This is a genomic window from Streptomyces mobaraensis NBRC 13819 = DSM 40847, assembly GCF_017916255.1.
GTDB classification, from domain to species: domain Bacteria; phylum Actinomycetota; class Actinomycetes; order Streptomycetales; family Streptomycetaceae; genus Streptomyces; species Streptomyces mobaraensis.
On the sequence record NZ_CP072827.1, the window covers coordinates 2,096,557 to 2,114,637 of the forward strand.

17 protein-coding genes are annotated in these 18,081 nt (G+C 74.0%); 10 read left to right on the forward strand and 7 right to left on the reverse strand.

Features of this window, described 5'->3' with window-relative positions; all coding sequences use genetic code 11:
- Positions 1-89 precede the first annotated feature (89 nt).
- Positions 90-446: an iron-sulfur cluster insertion protein ErpA gene (gene erpA, locus J7W19_RS08575; RefSeq protein ID WP_004946545.1), complete on the reverse strand. Its 357-nt coding sequence runs from the start codon at positions 444-446 to the stop codon at positions 90-92.
- A gap of 253 nt (positions 447-699) precedes the next feature.
- Between erpA and nadA the strand changes: the two genes are divergently transcribed.
- Positions 700-1,887 (forward strand): quinolinate synthase NadA, encoded by a 1,188-nt coding sequence (nadA, locus tag J7W19_RS08580; RefSeq protein WP_004946549.1) that lies wholly within the window; start codon positions 700-702, stop codon positions 1,885-1,887.
- Positions 1,888-2,049: 162 nt separating this feature from the next.
- On the opposite strand, the gene J7W19_RS08585 is transcribed toward nadA, so the two are convergent.
- The 4 genes from J7W19_RS08585 to J7W19_RS08600 form a co-directional block, all read right to left on the reverse strand.
- Positions 2,050-2,748, reverse strand: a complete 699-nt coding sequence (locus J7W19_RS08585) for a response regulator (RefSeq protein ID WP_004946551.1) — start codon at positions 2,746-2,748, stop codon at positions 2,050-2,052.
- Between the two features lie 5 nt (positions 2,749-2,753).
- Entirely contained in the window at positions 2,754-4,013 is a 1,260-nt protein-coding gene (locus J7W19_RS08590; protein ID WP_004946553.1) for a sensor histidine kinase, read from the reverse strand.
- 264 nt (positions 4,014-4,277) lie between these two features.
- Positions 4,278-4,556: a PspA-associated protein PspAA gene (gene pspAA, locus J7W19_RS08595; protein WP_004943206.1), complete on the reverse strand. Its 279-nt coding sequence runs from the start codon at positions 4,554-4,556 to the stop codon at positions 4,278-4,280.
- A 28-nt stretch (positions 4,557-4,584) separates the two neighbouring features.
- Positions 4,585-5,370 carry a PspA/IM30 family protein gene (locus J7W19_RS08600; protein ID WP_040889344.1) on the reverse strand — a complete coding sequence of 262 codons (786 nt, stop codon included), beginning with the start codon at positions 5,368-5,370 and terminating at the stop codon, positions 4,585-4,587.
- Positions 5,371-5,694: 324 nt separating this feature from the next.
- Here J7W19_RS08600 and J7W19_RS08605 point away from each other — a divergent pair, with 324 nt between their 5' ends.
- Positions 5,695-6,300 carry a DUF3043 domain-containing protein gene (locus tag J7W19_RS08605; RefSeq protein ID WP_004943201.1) on the forward strand — a complete coding sequence of 202 codons (606 nt, stop codon included), beginning with the start codon at positions 5,695-5,697 and terminating at the stop codon, positions 6,298-6,300.
- Between the two features lie 455 nt (positions 6,301-6,755).
- Positions 6,756-7,457, forward strand: a complete 702-nt coding sequence (locus tag J7W19_RS08610; RefSeq protein WP_040889351.1) for a class I SAM-dependent methyltransferase — start codon at positions 6,756-6,758, stop codon at positions 7,455-7,457.
- A gap of 97 nt (positions 7,458-7,554) precedes the next feature.
- On the opposite strand, the gene J7W19_RS08615 is transcribed toward J7W19_RS08610, so the two are convergent.
- Entirely contained in the window at positions 7,555-7,770 is a 216-nt protein-coding gene (locus J7W19_RS08615) for a hypothetical protein (RefSeq protein WP_004943195.1), read from the reverse strand.
- A 127-nt stretch (positions 7,771-7,897) separates the two neighbouring features.
- Between J7W19_RS08615 and J7W19_RS08620 the strand changes: the two genes are divergently transcribed.
- The 4 genes from J7W19_RS08620 (at position 7,898) to J7W19_RS08635 (ending at position 13,022) form a co-directional block, all read left to right on the forward strand.
- On the forward strand, positions 7,898-9,094 hold the full coding sequence (locus tag J7W19_RS08620) for a bifunctional adenosylcobinamide kinase/adenosylcobinamide-phosphate guanylyltransferase (RefSeq protein WP_004943192.1): 1,197 nt from the start codon (positions 7,898-7,900) through the stop codon (positions 9,092-9,094).
- Between the two features lie 264 nt (positions 9,095-9,358).
- Positions 9,359-10,405, forward strand: coding sequence for a nicotinate-nucleotide--dimethylbenzimidazole phosphoribosyltransferase (gene cobT, locus J7W19_RS08625; protein WP_004943190.1), 1,047 nt, complete (start codon positions 9,359-9,361; stop codon positions 10,403-10,405).
- Positions 10,406-10,542: 137 nt separating this feature from the next.
- Entirely contained in the window at positions 10,543-12,294 is a 1,752-nt protein-coding gene (locus J7W19_RS08630) for a phosphatidylglycerol lysyltransferase domain-containing protein (RefSeq protein WP_040889343.1), read from the forward strand.
- Complete coding sequence (locus tag J7W19_RS08635; RefSeq protein WP_004943181.1) at positions 12,291-13,022, forward strand: hypothetical protein; 732 nt, start codon at positions 12,291-12,293, stop codon at positions 13,020-13,022. Before J7W19_RS08630 ends, J7W19_RS08635 begins: the two co-directional genes overlap by 4 nt.
- On the opposite strand, the gene J7W19_RS08640 is transcribed toward J7W19_RS08635, so the two are convergent.
- Complete coding sequence (locus J7W19_RS08640; RefSeq protein WP_152264361.1) at positions 12,989-13,726, reverse strand: hypothetical protein; 738 nt, start codon at positions 13,724-13,726, stop codon at positions 12,989-12,991. The two genes, J7W19_RS08635 and J7W19_RS08640, sit on opposite strands and share 34 nt — an antisense overlap.
- A gap of 132 nt (positions 13,727-13,858) precedes the next feature.
- On the opposite strand from J7W19_RS08640, the gene J7W19_RS08645 reads away from it, so the two are divergent.
- From J7W19_RS08645 to lpdA, 3 genes are all read left to right on the forward strand, one after another.
- The gene (locus J7W19_RS08645; protein ID WP_004955786.1) at positions 13,859-14,665 is read left to right on the forward strand and encodes an adenosylcobinamide-GDP ribazoletransferase; all 807 of its coding nucleotides are present in this window, start codon (positions 13,859-13,861) and stop codon (positions 14,663-14,665) included.
- Positions 14,666-14,814: 149 nt separating this feature from the next.
- Complete coding sequence (locus J7W19_RS08650) at positions 14,815-16,341, forward strand: leucyl aminopeptidase (RefSeq protein WP_004955785.1); 1,527 nt, start codon at positions 14,815-14,817, stop codon at positions 16,339-16,341.
- Positions 16,342-16,667: 326 nt separating this feature from the next.
- Positions 16,668-18,056 carry a dihydrolipoyl dehydrogenase gene (lpdA, locus tag J7W19_RS08655; protein ID WP_004955782.1) on the forward strand — a complete coding sequence of 463 codons (1,389 nt, stop codon included), beginning with the start codon at positions 16,668-16,670 and terminating at the stop codon, positions 18,054-18,056.
- Positions 18,057-18,081 lie beyond the last annotated feature (25 nt).

An 18,081-nucleotide genomic window follows, 5' to 3' on the forward strand; every position in this document is an offset into this window, starting at 1 on the left:
CCCCTTCGCGAGGGGTGCCCGCCTTCCGTACGCGGTGCCGGTGGCCCGTGCGCGGTGCCGATGCGGCCCGTACGCCGTGCCGGTGACCGTCAGCTGAAGGAGTCGCCGCAGGCGCAGGAGCCCGTGGCGTTGGGGTTGTCGATCGTGAAGCCCTGCTTCTCGATGGTGTCGACGAAGTCGATGGAGGCGCCGCCCAGGTACGGGGCGCTCATCCGGTCGGTGACGACCTTGACGCCGTCGAAGTCCTTCACGACATCGCCGTCGAGCGAGCGCTCGTCGAAGAAGAGCTGGTAGCGCAGGCCGGAGCAGCCGCCGGGCTGGACGGCGACGCGCAGCGCGAGGTCGTCCCGGCCTTCCTGCTCCAGCAGGCTCTTGACCTTCGCTGCCGCGGCGTCGGACAGGAGGATGCCGTCGCTCACAGTGGTCTTCTCGTCCTGAACGGACATCTGCTTCACTCCCGGGTTTTATGCGGACTGCTTGCCCTCGGCTGAACCGACGGAGCCCGGGATTCATTCCGGGTCCGGCCGTGTGTTCCTGGCTTTCATGCTCGCACATCCGCTGCGCGCCCGGGAATGCGTCACATCGACGCAATGGGCATCGTCAAAGTGACACGAAGCAGTTATGATAGATAGCGTCAAATTGACGACAAGGCCGGTGCAGCTCAGTCCGGTCGTCCGCAGAACAGAAAGGGTGCGTGTCGTGACCACCGCCCAGTCCCTGGATTTCCAGGACCCCGCCCCGTCGCCCCTCGCCCTGCTGCTGCTCGGCCGCGAGTCCGACCCGCGCAGCGAGCGCGGCGTGGAGTGCCCCGGCGACCTGCCCGCGCCCTCCGACCCGGACCTGGTGGAGCGGGCGCGCGCCGCGAAGGCGAAGCTGGGTGACCGGGTCTTCGTCCTCGGCCACCACTACCAGCGCGACGAGGTGATCGAGTTCGCGGACGTCACCGGCGACTCCTTCAAGCTCGCCCGGGACGCGGCGGCCCGGCCCGACGCGGAGTACATCGTCTTCTGCGGCGTGCACTTCATGGCCGAGTCGGCGGACATCCTCACCACCGACGCCCAGCAGGTCGTCCTGCCGGACCTGGCCGCCGGCTGCTCGATGGCCGACATGGCCACCGCCGAGCAGGTCGCCGAGTGCTGGGACGTGCTCACCGAGGCGGGCGTGGCCGAGACCACCGTCCCCGTCTCGTACATGAACTCCTCCGCCGACATCAAGGCGTTCACCGGCAAGCACGGCGGCACCATCTGCACCTCCTCCAACGCGGAGCGGGCACTGAACTGGGCGTTCGAGCAGGGCGAGAAGGTCCTCTTCCTCCCGGACCAGCACCTCGGCCGCAACACCGCCGTCCGCGACCTCGGCATGTCCCTCGACGACTGCGTCCTCTACAACCCGCACAAGCCCAACGGCGGCCTCACCGCCGAGGAGCTGCGCGGCGCGAAGATGATCCTCTGGCGCGGCCACTGCTCCGTCCACGGCCGCTTCTCGCTGGACTCCGTCCGCGAGGTGCGCGAGCGCATACCCGGCGTCAACGTGCTCGTCCACCCCGAGTGCAAGCACGAGGTCGTGGCCGCCGCCGACTACGTCGGCTCGACGGAGTACATCATCAAGACCCTGGAGGCCGCCCCGGCCGGGTCGAAGTGGGCCATCGGCACGGAACTCAACCTCGTACGGCGGCTGGCGAACCGTTTCGCGGCGGACGGCAAGGAGATCGTCTTCCTGGACCGGACGGTGTGCTTCTGCTCGACCATGAACCGGATCGATCTGCCGCATCTGGTGTGGACGCTGGAGTCGCTCGCCGAGGGGAAGGTCGTGAACCGGATCGAGGTGGATCCGGAGGTGGCGGCGTTCTCGAAGCTGGCGCTGGAGCGGATGCTGGCGCTGCCGTAGGCAGCGGTCTTCCGGGTTTTCGCGGCTTCGCCGCTCGTCCTCAAGCGCCGGACGGGCTGATTTCAGCCCGTCCGGCGATTGAGGACAACCGCGCGGAGCGCGGTTTCGGGGGTGCGGGGGCGGAGCCCCCGCAAGAAACGGTGAAAGGGCGGGGGCCGGGGCTCACTCCGCCCGGGGCCGCACCAGCCCCGTCTCGTAAGCGATCACCACGAGCTGCGCCCGGTCCCGCGCCCCCAACTTCGCCATCGCCCGATTGACGTGCGTCTTCACCGTCAGCGGGCTGACAGCGAGCCGCTCCCCTATCTCGTCGTTCGACAGCCCGCCGGCCACCTGCACCAGCACCTCCCGCTCCCGCCCGGTCAGCGCGTCCAGCGCCTCCGCCCCCCGCCGGGCCGGTCCCCCGCCGTAGGAGCCGCCTCCCTGGGCGAGGAACGTGGCGATCAGCCCCTTCGTCGCCGTCGGCGACAGCAGCGCCTCGCCCGCCGCGGCGATGCGGATGGCGGCGAGCAGTTCCTCGGGCTCGGCGCCCTTGCCGAGGAAGCCGGAGGCGCCGGCGTGCAGGGACTGCACCACGTACTCGTCGACCTCGAAGGTCGTGAGCATCACCACGCGTACCCCGTCGAGCGTCGGGTCCGAGCAGATCTCCCGGGTGGCGGCGAGGCCGTCGACGCCGGGCATCCGGATGTCCATGAGCACCACGTCGGGGCGCACCTCGCGGGCCAGGCGCACCGCCTCGGCGCCGTCCGCCGCCTCGCCGACCACGCGCATGCCGGGTTCCGAGTCGACGAGCACGCGGAAGGCGCTGCGCAGCAGGGCCTGGTCGTCGGCGAGGAGAACGCTGATGGGGGACTCGTCCGTCATGGGGGTCAGCGTAGGCGCCGGGCGCAGCTGGGGACGGGCAGCCGGACGCGGACCCGGAAGCCGGCCGTCCCCTGCCGGGGCCCGGTCTCGATCGTGCCGCCGAGCGCGGTCACCCGCTCCCGCATGCCGACGAGCCCGTGCCCGCCGCCGGCCGTGCCGCCGTCGCCCGGCACCCCGTCCTCGGGGCCGTCGTCCAGGACGGTGAGCACCAGGCTCCCGGGGGCCCGCAGGATGACGACCTCGGCGCGGGCCCCGGGCCCGGCGTGCTTGTGCACATTGGTCAGCGCCTCCTGGAGGACCCGGTACGCGGTGAGGTCCACGGCGGCCGGCAGCGCGCCGGCGACGGACGCGGCGGGGTCCTCGTCGCCGGCCGCCGGCGCGTCGGCCGGGGCGCCGGTCACGGTGACGGCCACCCGCAGTCCGGCCCGGGTGAAACCGTCCACGAGCTGGTCGAAGGCGCCCATGCCGGGGGCCGGCTCGGTGGGCGCCTCCGAGTCGCCGTACTGGCGCAACAGGCCGACCGTGGACCGGAGTTCGTCCAGCGCGGACCGGCTGGCCTCCCGGACGTGGGCCAGGGCCTGCTTCGCCTGGTCCGGACGGCTGTCCATGACGTGCGAGGCCACCCCGGCCTGGACGTTGACCAACGCGATGTGGTGGGCGACGACGTCGTGCAGCTCGCGGGCGATGCGCAGCCGCTCCTCGGCGACCCGGCGGCGCGCCTCCTCCTCCCGGGAGCGCTCGGCGCGCAGCGCCCGCTCCTCGATCGCCGCGATGTAGGCCCGCCTGCTGCGGACCGCGTCCCCCGCGGCGGCGGCCATGCCGGCCCAGGCGAGCATCCCCACGTTCTCCTGGGAGTACCAGGGCGGCGGGCCCAGCAGCATCACCGCGCCGGTGAGGGCGGTGATCGTCACCGCGGCGATGCGGAGGGCCGCGGCGCGCTCGGTGCGGGAGACGACGGTGTAGAGCGCCACGACCGCCGACAGCGCGACCTGGATGCGCGGCACCCCGTCCGCGGCGTCCGCGGCACCCACCGCGGTGAGGACGGACGTCACCACCAGGACCGTGCGCGGCGCCCGGCGCCGGACGGCGAGGGCCGCGGCGGCGAGGACGGCGCAGGCGACGAAGAGGGGGGAGAGGGGGTGGGCCGCCACCCGGTGGCCGACGAAGACGGTGCCGATCATCAGGGCGAGGACGATCGCGGCCACGACCGCGTCGGCGGCCGTCGGGTGGGCGCGGAGCGGGCCGCGGACGGCGGGGGTGGTCATCACGGTTCCCTCGGGGCGGGAGGCGACTGGGGGCGCCTGCGGCGGGCTGGTGCCCCGGTCCCACCCTTTCACCGTTTCTTGCGGGGGCGAGCCCCCGCACCCCCGAGCGCGCCTGCGGCGCGCGTCCTCAAACGCCGGACGGGCTGGATTTCCAGCCCGTCCGGCGTTTGAGGACAACCGCGCGGAGCGCGGTTTCGGGGGGCTGGGGGCTCGCCCCCAGGAAACGGCGAAGGGGCGGGGCCGGGGCACAGCCCCCCGCAGGGGTCACCCAGGAATCAGCCCGTCGTCACTGAGCATCTCGCGGACCTCCGCGAGCGACGCGTCCGGCGCGGGCAGGATCAACTCGGAAGGCTCCAGGGCGTCGTCCGGCAGCGGACTGCCCATCCGCCGCACGGCGTCGAGGAGAGCGCCGAGCGTCCGGCGGAAACCGGCCTCGTCCCCGCTCTCCATCTCCTCGAGCAGCTCGTCGTCCAGCGCGTTGAGTTCGGCGAAGTGGCTGTCGGCCAGCTTCCACTGGCCCTCCCCCATGATGCGAACGATCACGGCGCCTCCTCTCGTTCCGCGGCCCGCGTCAGCGCTTGTGGAAGTCGGGCCGGTCCTGCGGCTGGGCGGACTGCGACGAGGCGCCGCCCTCGATGGCCGGCTTGGCGCTGCCGCCGGAGAGTTCGGCCTTCATCCGCTGGAGCTCCAGCTCGACGTCCGAGCCGCTGGACAGGCGGTCCAGCTCGGCCGTGATGTCGTCCTTCGCCATGCCCGTGGGGTCGTCGAGGGCGCCGGAGGCGAGGAGCTCGTCGATGGCGCCGGCCCGGGCCTGGAGCTGGGCCGTCTTGTCCTCGGCGCGCTGGATGGCCATGCCGACGTCGCCCATCTCCTCCGAGATGCCGGAGAACGCCTCGCCGATGCGGGTCTGGGCCTGGGCGGCGGTGTAGGTGGCCTTGATGGTCTCCTTCTTGGTGCGGAAGGCGTCGACCTTGGCCTGGAGCCGCTGGGAGGCGAGCGTGAGCTTCTCCTCCTCGCCCTGGAGCGTCCGGTGCTGCGTCTCCAGGTCGCTGACCTGCTGCTGGAGGGCGGACCGCCGGGTCAGGGCCTCACGCGCGAGGTCCTCGCGGCCGAGGGCGAGCGCCTTGCGGCCCTGCTCCTCCAGCTTGGCGGACTGCCCCTGGAGCTGGGTGAGCTGGAGCTCCAGGCGCTTGCGGGAGGTGGCCACGTCGGCCACGCCCCGGCGCACCTTCTGCAGCAGCTCGACCTGCTTCTGGTACGAGTAGTCGAGGGTCTCGCGCGGATCCTCGGCCCGGTCCAGGGCCTTGTTGGCCTTCGCGCGGAAAATCATCCCCATACGCTTCATGACACCGCTCATGGGCCTCGCGCGCCCCCTTCTGACCGACTAGCTCGGGCTTCGGCTCCATCACACCTACAGAACCCACAGTACGGGGCCTGTCCCCATTACCGCACTGTCCGGACCCGGATGCGCTCCTCCTGCAGGACGATCAGGGGGGCGCCTTCCTCCGGCAGGAGGAGGAGACCGCCCACCGGGTGGGGTCCGGGGCGTCCCGGGGAACTCCTGGTGGGCGTCGGGCCGGGCCCGCACGGCCCCCGGGGCGGGGCGTCCCGCGGAGGCCATCCTGGGATCATTCCCCAGAACGCTGGGGTCCACCCCCGGGACCCCGTACCCTTGGGTCCCGTGTTCCGAAGCCGTTCGAAGGAAGAGCAGTCCGCCAAGGCCGCCGACGCCAAGGTGACCGCGGACCAGCCCCAGCAGCCCCGTCATCCGGAGGCCCCCAAGGGCCGCCCCACGCCCAAGCGCAGCGAGGCCGCGGCCCAGCGCCGCAGCCTGGCCAGTACGCCGGCCAACCGCAAGGAGGCCACGAAGCGCCAGCGTGAGGCCCGCCGTGCCGACATGGCCAGGCAGCGCGAGGCGCTGGCCAACGGCGACGAGCGGTTCCTGCCCGTCCGTGACAAGGGGCCCGTCCGCCGCTACGTGCGCGACTTCGTGGACTCCCGGTTCACCGTCATGGAGTTCTTCCTGCCGCTCGCGGTGGCCATCCTCGTCCTGAGCATGTTCAACCGCGGGACGTTCCAGCAGTACGTGCTGCTGGCGTGGATGGTCGTCATCCTGGTGATCGTCGTGAACTCGGTGATCCTCGCGGTCGGCCTGCGCAAGGGGCTCAAGGAGCGCTTCGCCGGCGAGAACACCCGGGGTGCCGTCCCCTACGCGCTGATGCGCTCCCTGCAGATGCGGCGGCTGCGGCTGCCCAAGCCGAAGGTCGCGCGCGGGGAGAAGCCCTGAGCGGCTCCCCGTGGGGCCCGGCCGGCACGCTGTCGGACGGGCCCGGAGTGGTACCGGGGCCGTCCGACAGCATGCCGGTCGGCCCCACGCCCGGGGCGGAGTCCCGGGCGCCGGCGTACGCCGTCGGCCCCCGCTCCGGCGCGCGGCCGGCCGAGTACGCCGGGGCGGCCCACGGGACGTACCCCGCGGCCCCCGACGGGGTGTTCGGGGCGGCGCCCGTGATGGCTCCCGAACCGGGCCCGGGGTACCTCCCGGAACCCCGCCACGGCGGTGGCGCGTGGACCGGATCGTCGCCCGACGCGGCGTGGGCCGGAAGCGCGGCTCCCGGGTACGCCGTGTCCGCCGCGCCGGCCGGTCCGCCACCGGGGCCCGCCCATCCGCCGCCCGCCGTCCACGCCGTGGAGGTCGCCGATGAGGGCCTGTGGGAAGGCTTGCGGAACACCGTCCGGCACGAGATGGTCGCCCGGCAGATCGACGAGCAGATGGCCGCCCGCTTCCCGGCCGGACAGCGCCTGCGCGTCCTGGACGTCGGCCTCGCCCACGGCACCCAGGCGCTGCGACTCGCCCGCGCCGGGCACGAGGTGACCGCCCTGGAGTCCGACCCGGCGACCGTGGCCGCCGTCCGCAGGGTGCTCGCCGCCGGGCCCGCGGAGGTCCGGGACCGCGTCCGCCTGCTGGAGGGCGACGGCCGGGACACCGGCGCGCACTTCACGCCGGGCGCCTTCGACCTCGTCCTCTGCCACGGCGTGCTGATGTACGTGCCGGAGCCCGACCCCCTGCTGGCCGGGCTCGCCCGCGTCCTGGCCCCCGGCGGCCTGCTGTCGCTGCTCGTCCGCAACGCCGACGCGCTGGCCCTGCGGCCCGGCCTGGCCGGCGACTGGGACCGGGCGCTCGCCGCCTTCGACTCCCCCTACGACACCGACCGCACCGGCGTCCCCGTCCGGGCCGACCGGCGCGAGGCCCTGGCCGCCACCCTGGCCGGCATCGGCGCCCCGCTGCGCGCCTGGTACGGAGTCCGCGTCTTCACCGACCCGCCGTCCTGCCCCCGGCCCGCCGATCTCGACCGCCTGCTGGCCGCGGAGGACCGGGCCGGCCGGACGGACCCGTACCGGGCGGTGGCGGCGCTGCTGCACCTGTGCGGGGTGCGGGGCGGGTAGCCCCGGGTGGCGGGCCGTGCGGCACGGACGTCTCGGCCGGGCGGCGCCGGAAGGGGCTCCGCCCGCAGGCCGCCGGCCGGCCGCGCGGCGCGCTCCGTCAGCTCTCCGCCGCCGCGCGGAGGCTCATCGGGGACTCGTAGATCTCCTGGCCGTCCTCGAACAGGCGTACCTGTTCCACGCCGCCCTCCAGCAGCGCCCGCCACTCCTCGCCGAGCCAGGACTCCGCGTCCCCCTGCGTCGAGAACTCCTCCGGCTCGACGGCCGGGGCCGTCTCCGTCCCGTCCGCCTTCTCGAACCGCCACACCCACGCCATGCCAGCCTCCAAAGGCTCGTGGTTCGCTGCCGGAACGCAGCCTAACCCCCTGCCCGGGGCACGGTCCCGGGGCGGGAAAGGGTGATCCCGGCGCGCCCGCCGTGCGCGGACGCGAGACGATCGTGGCGTGGAACTGACTCTGCTCGGCACCGGGGCCCCCGAAGGGCTGCCGCGCCCCGGCTGCCCCTGCGCCGCCTGCGCCACCGCCGTGGGCGAGGACGCCCGGGCGGCGACCGCCCTGCTCGTCGACGGCGAACTGCTGCTCGATCTCACGCCCGGGCCCGCGTTCGCGGCCGCGCGGGCGGGCCGGAGCGTCGCCGGGGTGCGGCAGGTGCTGCTCTCCCACCCGCACGACGGCCCGGCCGTCGAGCTGCCGCCCGGCCTGCCCGCGCCGGTGCGGGTGCCGGACGGCCGCGACCTGTCGGTGATCAGCGGGCACCGGGTACGGGCGGTGGCCCTGGACGCGCCGGGCACGGGCTACGAGGTGACGGGCCCCGACGGCGACCGCCTGCTCTACCTGCCGCCCGGCGGCGCCCCTGCCGGGCTCACCGCCGCGGCCGGCCCGTACGACATCGTCCTGCTCGACGTCGTGGACCGGCCGGACGCGTTGGCCCGGCTGCGCGAGACGGGCGCGGTCACCGCGACCACGGACGTGATCGCCGTCCACCTCGGCCACGAGGTGCCGCCGGGGCGGGAGTTGCGACGCCGGCTGGCCGCGGCCGGGGCGCGGGCCGTCCCGGACGGCAGCACGCTCACCGTCGGCGACTACCACGCCGTCCCGGACGTGCCCCGGCGCACGCTCGTCCTCGGCGGGGCGCGCTCGGGGAAGTCCGTGGAGGCGGAGCGGCGGCTGGAGTCGTTCCCCGACGTCCTCTACGTCGCCACCGGCGGCACCCGGAACGGCGACGCCGACTGGGCGGCCCGCGTCGCCCTCCACCGCGAGCGCCGCCCGTCCTCCTGGCGCACGGCCGAGACCTGCGACCTCGTCCCCCTCCTCGCCGCCGACGGCCCGCCGCTGCTGATCGACTGCCTCTCCCTGTGGCTCACCCACGCCATGGACTCCGTCTCGGCGTGGGACGACGCGGCGTGGGCGAACGGGGGGTCCACGGCGTTGGCGCAGCGGGTCGCCTCGCTCGTCCGCGCGGTGCGGGAGACGCGGCGGACCGTTGTCGCCGTCAGCAACGAGGTCGGGTCCGGAGTGGTGCCCGCGACCGCCTCGGGGCGGCGGTTCCGGGATGAGTTGGGGAGGCTGAACGCGGCGTGGGCGGCGGAGTGTGAGCATGTGTTGTTGGTGGTGGCGGGGGCGGCGGTGCGGTTGCGGTAGGGAGGGGGTGTTGCCCCGGTCCCTCCCCCAGAGGGGGACCCCCCTTCGCCGTTTCCCGGGGCTGCGCCCCGGACCCCCTTTCGCGGCTCCGCCGCTCGTCCTCAAACGCCGGACGGGCTGGAAACCAGCCCGTCCGGCGTTTGAGGACAGCGCGCGAAGCGTGCTTCGGGGGTCCGGGGGCTTGCCCCCGGGAATCGGCGAAGGGGCGGGACCGGGGCACCGCACCCCCCATCCCCCGCCCCGCGCAGCGGTAGTGTGTCGCGGATGAGCGGTCTGAATCTTGACGAGTTCGCCACGCTGATCGAGCGCCCCGACCCCGACACCCGCCGCGAAGCGGAAGAGCGGCGCGAACGGCTGGCCCCCCGCCCGGGCGCCTTCGGCCGCCTGGACGAGCTCGGCGAGTGGCTCGCCGCCGCGCAGGGCGGGGTGCCGGTGAAGCCGGTGGAGCGGCCGAAGGCGATCCTGTTCGCGGGCGACCACGGCGTCGCCTCGCTCGGCGTCTCCGCCGGCCCCGCCGAGGGCGCGTACGCGCTCGTGCGCGCCACCCTCGACGGGGAGAGCGCCCCGGCCGTCCTGGCCCGCGGGTCCGGCGTGGAGCTGCGGATCGTCGACATGGCGCTGGACTGCGACCCGGAGCTGCTGCCGGCGGACGTCACCCGGCACCGGGTGCGCCGCGGCTCGGGCCGGATCGACATCGAGGACGCGCTGACCGCGGAGGAGGCGGAGCGGGCGTTCCGGGCCGGGATGGCGATCGCCGACGAGGAGGCCGACTCCGGCACGGACCTCGTCGTCCTCGGCGACCTGAGCGTGGGCGGCACGACCGCCGCGGGCGCGCTGATCGGCGCGCTGTGCGGGACGGACGCGTCGGTGGTGACCGGCCGGGGCGGCGCGGGCATCGACGACCTGGCGTGGATGCGCAAGTGCGCGGCGATCCGCGACGCGCTGCGCCGGGCCCGGCCCGTCCTCGGCGACCAGCTCCAGTTGCTGGCGACGACCGGCGGCGCGGACCTGACGGCGATCACCGGGTTCCTGCTGCAGAGCGCGGTGCGCCGGACGCCGGTGATCCTGGACGGCGTGGTGTCCGCGGCGTGCGCCCTCGTCGCGCAGCGTGTCGCCTTCCGTGCCCCGGACTGGTGGCTGGCCGGGCAGAGCAGCGGTGATCCGGCCCAGGCGAAGGCGCTCGACCGGATCGCGCTCAACCCGCTGCTCGATCACGGCGTCACACTGGGCGAGGGAACGGGGGCGCTGCTCGCTCTGCCACTGGTGCGGGCCGCGGCGTCCCTGGCGGCGGAGCTTCCCGTACGTTCCTGAGGCCGGCGCGGAGCCGACACGGGGCCGACACGGACCTGAGGGTCTCGACAACGGTCACCGGCAGCGGAAACGTGGGGGCCACGCCGTCCCTCACGTCCCCTCGCCCACCGTTCAGCCGCCTTTTCGGGAGAGTCCGCTTGACTCCGGATGACGAGGCGCGTCGCGGGCCCTGGCCCCGGCGCGCCGCAGCCTTCGCCGTGTGGTACCTGCGTGTCGCCGCCTTCGTCAATCTGCTCAGCGCGGTCTGGGTGTCCTTCGGGGCCAGCATCCGGCGGCACAGCGTGGACGACTACTTCACGCCGTACCTGCTGGAGGCCAGCTTCACCTCGGCGGTGGTGTCGCTGTTCATGGCGGTCACCCTGCGCCGCCGCAAGCGGGCCGCGTGGATCCTCAACCTGGCGCTGGCCGGGGTGCTCCTGCTGCTGCTGGCGCTGCTGATGTGGCTCCCGGAGTTCCGGGCGCACGGCCAGAACTGGTTCTCGGTGGCGATCACGGCGCTGTTCGTGGCCGCGCTGGTGGTGGGCCGGCGGGAGTTCTACGCGATCGGCGACCGGTCCAACCCCAAGCTGGCGGCGGCGGTCGCGGCCGGGGGCCTGCTGGTCTGCTCGCTGATCGCGGCGTTCCTGGTGACGGTGACCAACCAGGCGGGGGACGCGTACCGGTCCACGTTCTGGGAGCGCTGGCGGTACGGCGTGCGGCGGCTGGTCTTCCTGGCGAGCGACGACAGCCCGTTCCCGGCGATCGACACTCCGGACTGGGTCAACGTCACCATCAACGTGATGAGCACGGTGCTGCTGGTGCTGGTGGTGTGGGCGGCGTTCCGCTCCCGCCGGGCCACCGACCCGCTGACGCCGGAGGACGAGGCGCGGCTGCGGGCGCTGCTCGACAAGTACGGCGACCGGGACTCGCTGGGCTACTTCGCGCTGCGCCGCGAGAAGAGCGTGGTGTGGTCGCCGTCCGGGAAGGCGGCGGTCACCTACCGGGTGGTCGGCGGGGTCTCGCTGGCGTCGGGCGATCCGCTCGGCGACCCCGAGGCGTGGCCGGGGGCGATCGAGCCCTGGCTGGCCGAGGCCCGGGCGCACGGCTGGATCCCGGCCGTGATGGGCGCGAGCGAGGAGGGCGGCACCGTCTACGCCCGGCACGGCATGGACGCCCTCGAACTCGGTGACGAGGCGATCGTCGACACCGCGGAGTTCACCCTGGAGGGCCGGGCCATGCGGACCGTCCGCCAGGCGTTCAACCGGGTCAAGCGGGCCGGGTACACGGTCCGCATCCGGCGGCACGAGGACATCCCCGAGGAGGAGATGGCCGAGCTGCTGCGGCGCGCGGACGACTGGCGCGACGGGGCGACCGAGCGCGGCTTCTCGATGGCCCTGGGCCGGCTGGGCGACCCGGACGACGGCCGCTGCGTGATGCTGGAGTGCCACGACGGGAAGGGGGAGCTGCGGGCGCTGCTGAGCTTCGTCCCGTGGGGGCCCAAGGGGCTGTCGCTCGACCTGATGCGCCGGGACCGGGAGTCCGAGAACGGCCTGATGGAGTTCATGGTGATCGAGCTCCTCCAGCGGGCGAGGGAGCTGCGCATCTCCCAGGTCTCGCTGAACTTCGCGATGTTCCGCTCGGTCTTCGAGCGCGGCTCCCGGCTCGGCGCGGGGCCGGTGCTGCGGGCCTGGCGCTCGCTGCTCAGCTTCTTCTCCCGCTGGTGGCAGATCGAGTCGCTGTACCGCGCGAATGCGAAGTACCGGCCGATCTGGGAGCCTCGTTTCATGCTGTTCGAGAAGAGCAGTGACCTGCTGCGGATCGGCATCGCCAGTGCCCGCGCGGAGGGCTTCCTGGAGGCCCCGGGCCTGCCGAAGTGGCTGAACCGCAAGCATCTGGAGAGCCGGCGATGAACCGTGCGGCGCTCCGACGCGCCGCGCGCACCGAATGGGGACCGCTTCTCACCCGGGTCGACGAGGCGTTCGCCCGCGACCGGCTCCGCGCCATCCCGCTGACGCTCTCGGCGGTCGCCCTCATCTGCGTCTTCCAGCTGGTGCAGAACCAGTCGTGGGGCTACCACCCCGTCCAGGCGGTGGGCTCGGTACGGGCCGAGGTGCCCTGGTGGCTGGCGCTGCTGCGGACGCCGCTGTCGCTGTACGTCCCGGCGCTCGACCTGCCGGTCTGGGGGTCGCTCGCCCAGGTCCTGATCGTCTTCGGGGTCGCCGAGATCTGCCTGGGCCGGCTGCGGACGCTGGGCATCGCCTACGCCGCCACGCTGGCCGGGACGATGTACGCGCGGCTGGCCATCGCCCTGGGCCCGGGCTTCTGGGGGCTGCCGCCGCACGCGGCCAAGGTGGTCGACACCGGTCCGTCGGCGGCCGTGGTGGGGCTGGCGGTGTACGTGTCCTGGCGCTACCGGGCCTGGATCACCTGCGGGGTGGTGGTGCTGGCGATGGTGGCCGAGGTGGCCGTCAAGCCGAATCTGGCGGGCAAGGAGCACATCGCGGCCGTCGTGGCGACGCTGGTGCTGAGCGCGGCGGACGAGGTGCGCAGGCGGCGCCGCAAGCCGCGGGACGACCGCTTCCGGGGCGGGCCGGGAAGCGGGGATCAGCGGTCGGGGGCGCCGGCGACGAGATCGTGAAGCCGGTTGCGGACGGCGTTCCAGCGGGCGTCGTGCCGGTAGGCCCGTACCCGGGCCCGGCGGCGGGCGCGCGGGCGGTTGCGGTAGAAACGGCGGGCCCACGGCGAGCCGGGCCGGGCCAGCCGCACCGCGCCGATCAGCGCCACCAGCGGGACGACCGCGCCGATGAGGGCTATCCGCGGCTTGCCCTTGGCCAGGGCGAACAGCGCGATCAGGAAGTTGATCAGTATGTTCGAGACGAGGATGCTGCGGCTGCGCAGTTCCTCGGGGGTCAGCTCGTTCACCCCGAAGGGGGAGAACCCGAAGAGGACCAGGGCGACCAGGGCCGCCGTCAGTACGACGATCTCCACGCTCTTGCGGCCCTGTTCGGTCCAGTAGACGTCGTCGAGGTGCAGGATCAGCGCGAACTCGTCCAGCACCAGCCCGGCGCCGGCGCCGAAGAGGACCGCCGCGATCAGCGCGCCCAGTCCGTGCCGGCCGGCCGCCACCGCGCCGAAGCCGCCGATTACCATCAGCACCACGCCGGGGACGACATGGTGGACGTGCAGACCGCCGGGGCGGATGTTGCGGAAGGGGCCCTTGCCCGCGCGGATCAGCCGGGTGATCACCCGGGTGACGAGGAACGTCAGCACGAACGCGGCCAGGGCCGCCAGCAGCGGCAGCTTGCCCGGCTCGACGATATTGCGGTCAAGCCAGTGTTCCATCGGACTCCCGCACTTCCGAACTCCGCCCTGACGTGCAGTTTATCGACAACCGGGCACGCTCCCCCGTTCCTCCGCGGGCCCCGCGCCACCGCCGCCCGGGCCGCCCGTCACCGCCGGGATACCCTGCCCGCGATGACCGACACTCCCGCTTCCGGCGCCCCCCGCGCGACCGCCGGCGACGCCCTGCGGTTCGCCTTCGGCACCTTGACCGTACTGCCCGTCCGCCTCACCCGCTGGGACCGCCCGGCGGCGCGCGGGGGCATGCTCGCCGCCCCGCTCGCCGGCCTCGTCGTCGGCGCCTGCGCCGGTGCGACGGGCCGGCTCCTGCTGCTCCTCGGCGCGAGCCCCCTCGTCGCGGCGGTGGCCGCCGCCGCGGTGCCCGCGGTCCTCACCCGGGGGCTGCACCTGGACGGGCTGGCCGACGTGGCCGACGGGCTGGGCAGCGGCAAGCCCGCCGAGGACGCGCTGCGGATCATGAAGCAGTCGGACATCGGCCCGTTCGGCGTCGTCGCCCTGGTGTTCGTGCTGCTCGGCCAGGTCGCCGCGCTCGCCGGGGCGTACGCCGCCGGCGGGGCGCACGGCGCCCTCGCCGCCCTCGTGGCGGCCCTCGCCGCGCGCTGCGCCCTCACCCTCGCCGCCCGCCGCGGCGTCCCCGCGGCCCGCCCGGGCGGGCTCGGCGCCGCCGTCGCCGGGGTGGTGCCCGTCCCCGCCGCCCTGGCGGTGACCGCCGCGGCCTGCTGCGCGGCGGCCGGCGCCGGCGCGCTCCTCGGGCCGGGCGCCGCGCTGCGCGCCGGGGCCGCCGTACCGCTCGCGGTCGTGGCGGCCGAACTCCTCCTGCGCCACTGCCGGCGCCGCTTCGGCGGGGTCACCGGGGACGTCTTCGGGGCCCTGGCGGAGACCGCGGCCACCACCGCGTTGATCGTCGCGACCCTGGGCTGAACGACCGCGCGGGGATAGGCTCGTGCCCGCCCGAAGGCCCGGAACCCGGCGGCGCACGCGCGGCGCATACGATGCGCGGTGGCGGCCGGCACGGCCTCGCTGTGCTTCCAAGCCGTGGAAACTCAACGGAAGTAGGGACACCCACCACCGTGACTGCTCTCACTCTCAGCACCTCCGGCGCGGCGACGCTGCGCGCGGACGCCCTCGTCGTCGGTGTCGCCAAGGGCCCGAAGGGACCCGTCCTCGCGCCCGGCGCCGAAGCCGTCGACCAGGCCTTCGACGGCAAGCTGGCGGCCGTCCTGGAGACCCTCGGCGCCTCCGGCGAGGAGGGCGAGGTCACCAAGCTCCCGGCCCCGGCGGGCGTCAAGGCCGCCGTCGTGGTCGCCGCCGGCCTCGGCGGCGTCCCCGCCAAGGGCGACGGCTACGAGGGTGAGGCGCTGCGCCGCGCCGCGGGCGCCGCCGCCCGTGCCCTCACCGGGACGAAGAAGGCGGCCTTCGCGCTGCCCGTGGCGGACGCGGACGACGCCGCGGCCATCGGCGAGGGCGCCCTGCTGGGCGCGTACGCCTTCACCGCCTTCCGCAGCGACGGCGGCGGCAAGGGCGCGTCGAAGAAGGGCGAGCCGCTGGCGGAGGCCGTAATCCTCGGCGGCAAGCCGCGCGACAAGGCGTTCAAGGCCGCCGTCGAGCGCGCCACCGTGGTGGCCGCCGAGGTCAACCGCGCCCGCGACCTGATCAACACCCCGTCGAACGCCCTCCACCCGGCCGCGTTCGCCGCCCTCGCCCAGGAGGCCGCCAAGGAGCACGGCCTCGCGATCGAGGTGCTGGACGAGAAGGCGCTGGTCAAGGGCGGTTACGGCGGTCTGATGGGGGTCGGCCAGGGCTCGGCCAACCCGCCTCGGCTGGTCCGCCTCGGCTACACCCACCCGGAGGCGGAGAAGACCCTCGCCCTGGTCGGCAAGGGCATCACCTACGACTCGGGCGGCATCTCGCTCAAGCCGGCCGGCCACAACGAGACCATGAAGTGCGACATGAGCGGCGCCGCCGCCGTGTTCGCCGCCGTGCTGGCCGCCGCCAAGCTGGGCCTGCGCGTCAACGTCACCGGCTGGCTGGCCCTCGCGGAGAACATGCCGTCCGGCACCGCCACCCGTCCGGGCGATGTGCTGACCATGTACAGCGGCAAGACCGTCGAGGTCCTCAACACCGACGCCGAGGGCCGGCTGGTGCTCGCCGACGCCCTGACCCGGGCGTCGGAGGAGAACCCGGACGCGATCGTGGACGTCGCCACCCTGACGGGGGCCATGGTCCTCGCCCTGGGCGACCGCACCTTCGGTGTCATGGCCAACGACGACGCGTTCCGCACCGCCGTCCACGAGATCGCGGAGGCGGCCGGCGAGCAGGCGTGGCCCATGCCGATGCCCGCCGAGCTGCGCAAGACCATGGACTCCCCGGTCGCGGACATCGCCAACATGGGCGTCCGCAACGGCGGCGGCCTGATCGCCGGCCTGTTCCTCCAGGAGTTCGTGGGCGAGGGCATCACCTGGGCGCACCTGGACATCGCGGGCCCGGCCTTCCACGAGAGCGCCCCTTACGGGTACACCCCCAAGGGCGGCACCGGCTCCGCCGTCCGTACGCTCGTCCGGCTGGCCGAGCACACCGCCGAGGGCGACCTGGGCTGAGCCCCGGGCCCGCGTCGGCCCCCTTCGCGAAACCGCCGCGCGGCCCCGGGAATGCGTCCGGGGCCGCGCGGCGTTCGCTCAGGACGAACGCCCCGTGTCATCGCGCCGGCGGACATCTCTACGCGCGAGTAACCCCTCGAAGGTGACGCATCAGTCGCCCCTCAGCCCGGCCCGGCGTCCCGCCGTCCGTCAACAAGTGCGAAGATGTTGTCTCGGCAGGACAGGGCCCCCAGTAATCACAGGGCCGAAGCAAAAGCGGCCGAACGACAGCCGCCGCCCGGTCATCGACGACCGGCAACGGCGTACCCATGCATGGAGGACGTGACGTGGCGAACGACGCCAGCACCGTTTTCGACCTAGTGATCCTCGGAGGCGGTAGCGGCGGTTACGCCGCTGCCCTGCGTGGAGCGCAGCTGGGTCTCGACGTCGCCCTGATCGAGAAGGACAAGCTGGGCGGCACCTGCCTGCACCGCGGCTGCATCCCCACCAAGGCTCTGCTGCACGCCGGCGAGGTCGCCGACTCCGCCCGCGAGAGCGAGCAGTTCGGCGTCAAGGCGTCCTTCGAGGGCATCGACATCGCGGGCGTCCACAAGTACAAGGACGACGTGATCTCGGGCCTGTACAAGGGCCTCCAGGGCCTGGTCGCCTCGCGCAAGGTCACCTACATCACCGGCGAGGGCCGCCTGTCCTCCCCCACGTCCGTCGACGTGAACGGGCAGCGCGTCGAGGGCCGCCACGTCCTGCTGGCGACCGGCTCCGTGCCGAAGTCGCTGCCGGGCCTGACCATCGACGGCAACCGCGTGATCTCCTCGGACCACGCGCTGGTCCTGGACCGCGTCCCGAAGTCCGCGATCGTGCTGGGCGGCGGCGTCATCGGCGTCGAGTTCGCCTCCGCGTGGAAGTCCTTCGGCACCGACGTCACCATCGTCGAGGCGCTCCCCCACCTCGTCCCGGTCGAGGACGAGAACAGCTCCAAGCTGCTGGAGCGCGCCTTCCGCAAGCGCGGCATCAACTTCTCCCTGGGCTCCCGCTTCTCCGGCGTGGAGTACACCGCCGACGGTGTGAAGGTCTCGCTGGAGAACGGCAAGACCTTCGAGGCCGAGCTGCTGCTCGTCGCCGTCGGCCGCGGCCCGGTCTCCCAGGGCCTGGGCTACGAGGAGGCCGGGGTCGCCATGGACCGCGGCTACGTCCTCGTGGACGAGTACATGCGGACCAACGTGCCGACCATCTCGGCCGTCGGCGACCTGGTCCCGACCCTCCAGCTCGCGCACGTCGGCTTCGCCGAGGGCATCCTGGTGGCGGAGCGGCTGGCCGGGCTCAAGCCCGTCCCGGTCGACTACGACGGCGTGCCGCGCGTCACGTACTGCCACCCGGAGGTCGCCTCCGTCGGTATCACCGAGGCGAAGGCCAAGGAGCTGTACGGCGCCGACAAGGTCGTCGCCCTGAAGTACAACCTCGCGGGCAACGGCAAGAGCAAGATCCTCAAGACCGCGGGCGAGATCAAGCTCGTCCAGGTCAAGGACGGTGCCGTGGTCGGCGTCCACATGGTCGGCGACCGCATGGGCGAGCAGGTCGGTGAGGCCCAGCTGATCTACAACTGGGAGGCCCTGCCCGCCGAGGTCGCGCAGCTCATCCACGCGCACCCGACGCAGAACGAGGCCCTCGGCGAGGCCCACCTGGCCCTGGCCGGCAAGCCGCTGCACTCGCACGACTGAGTCCCGAGCGCACCACCATCCGCAC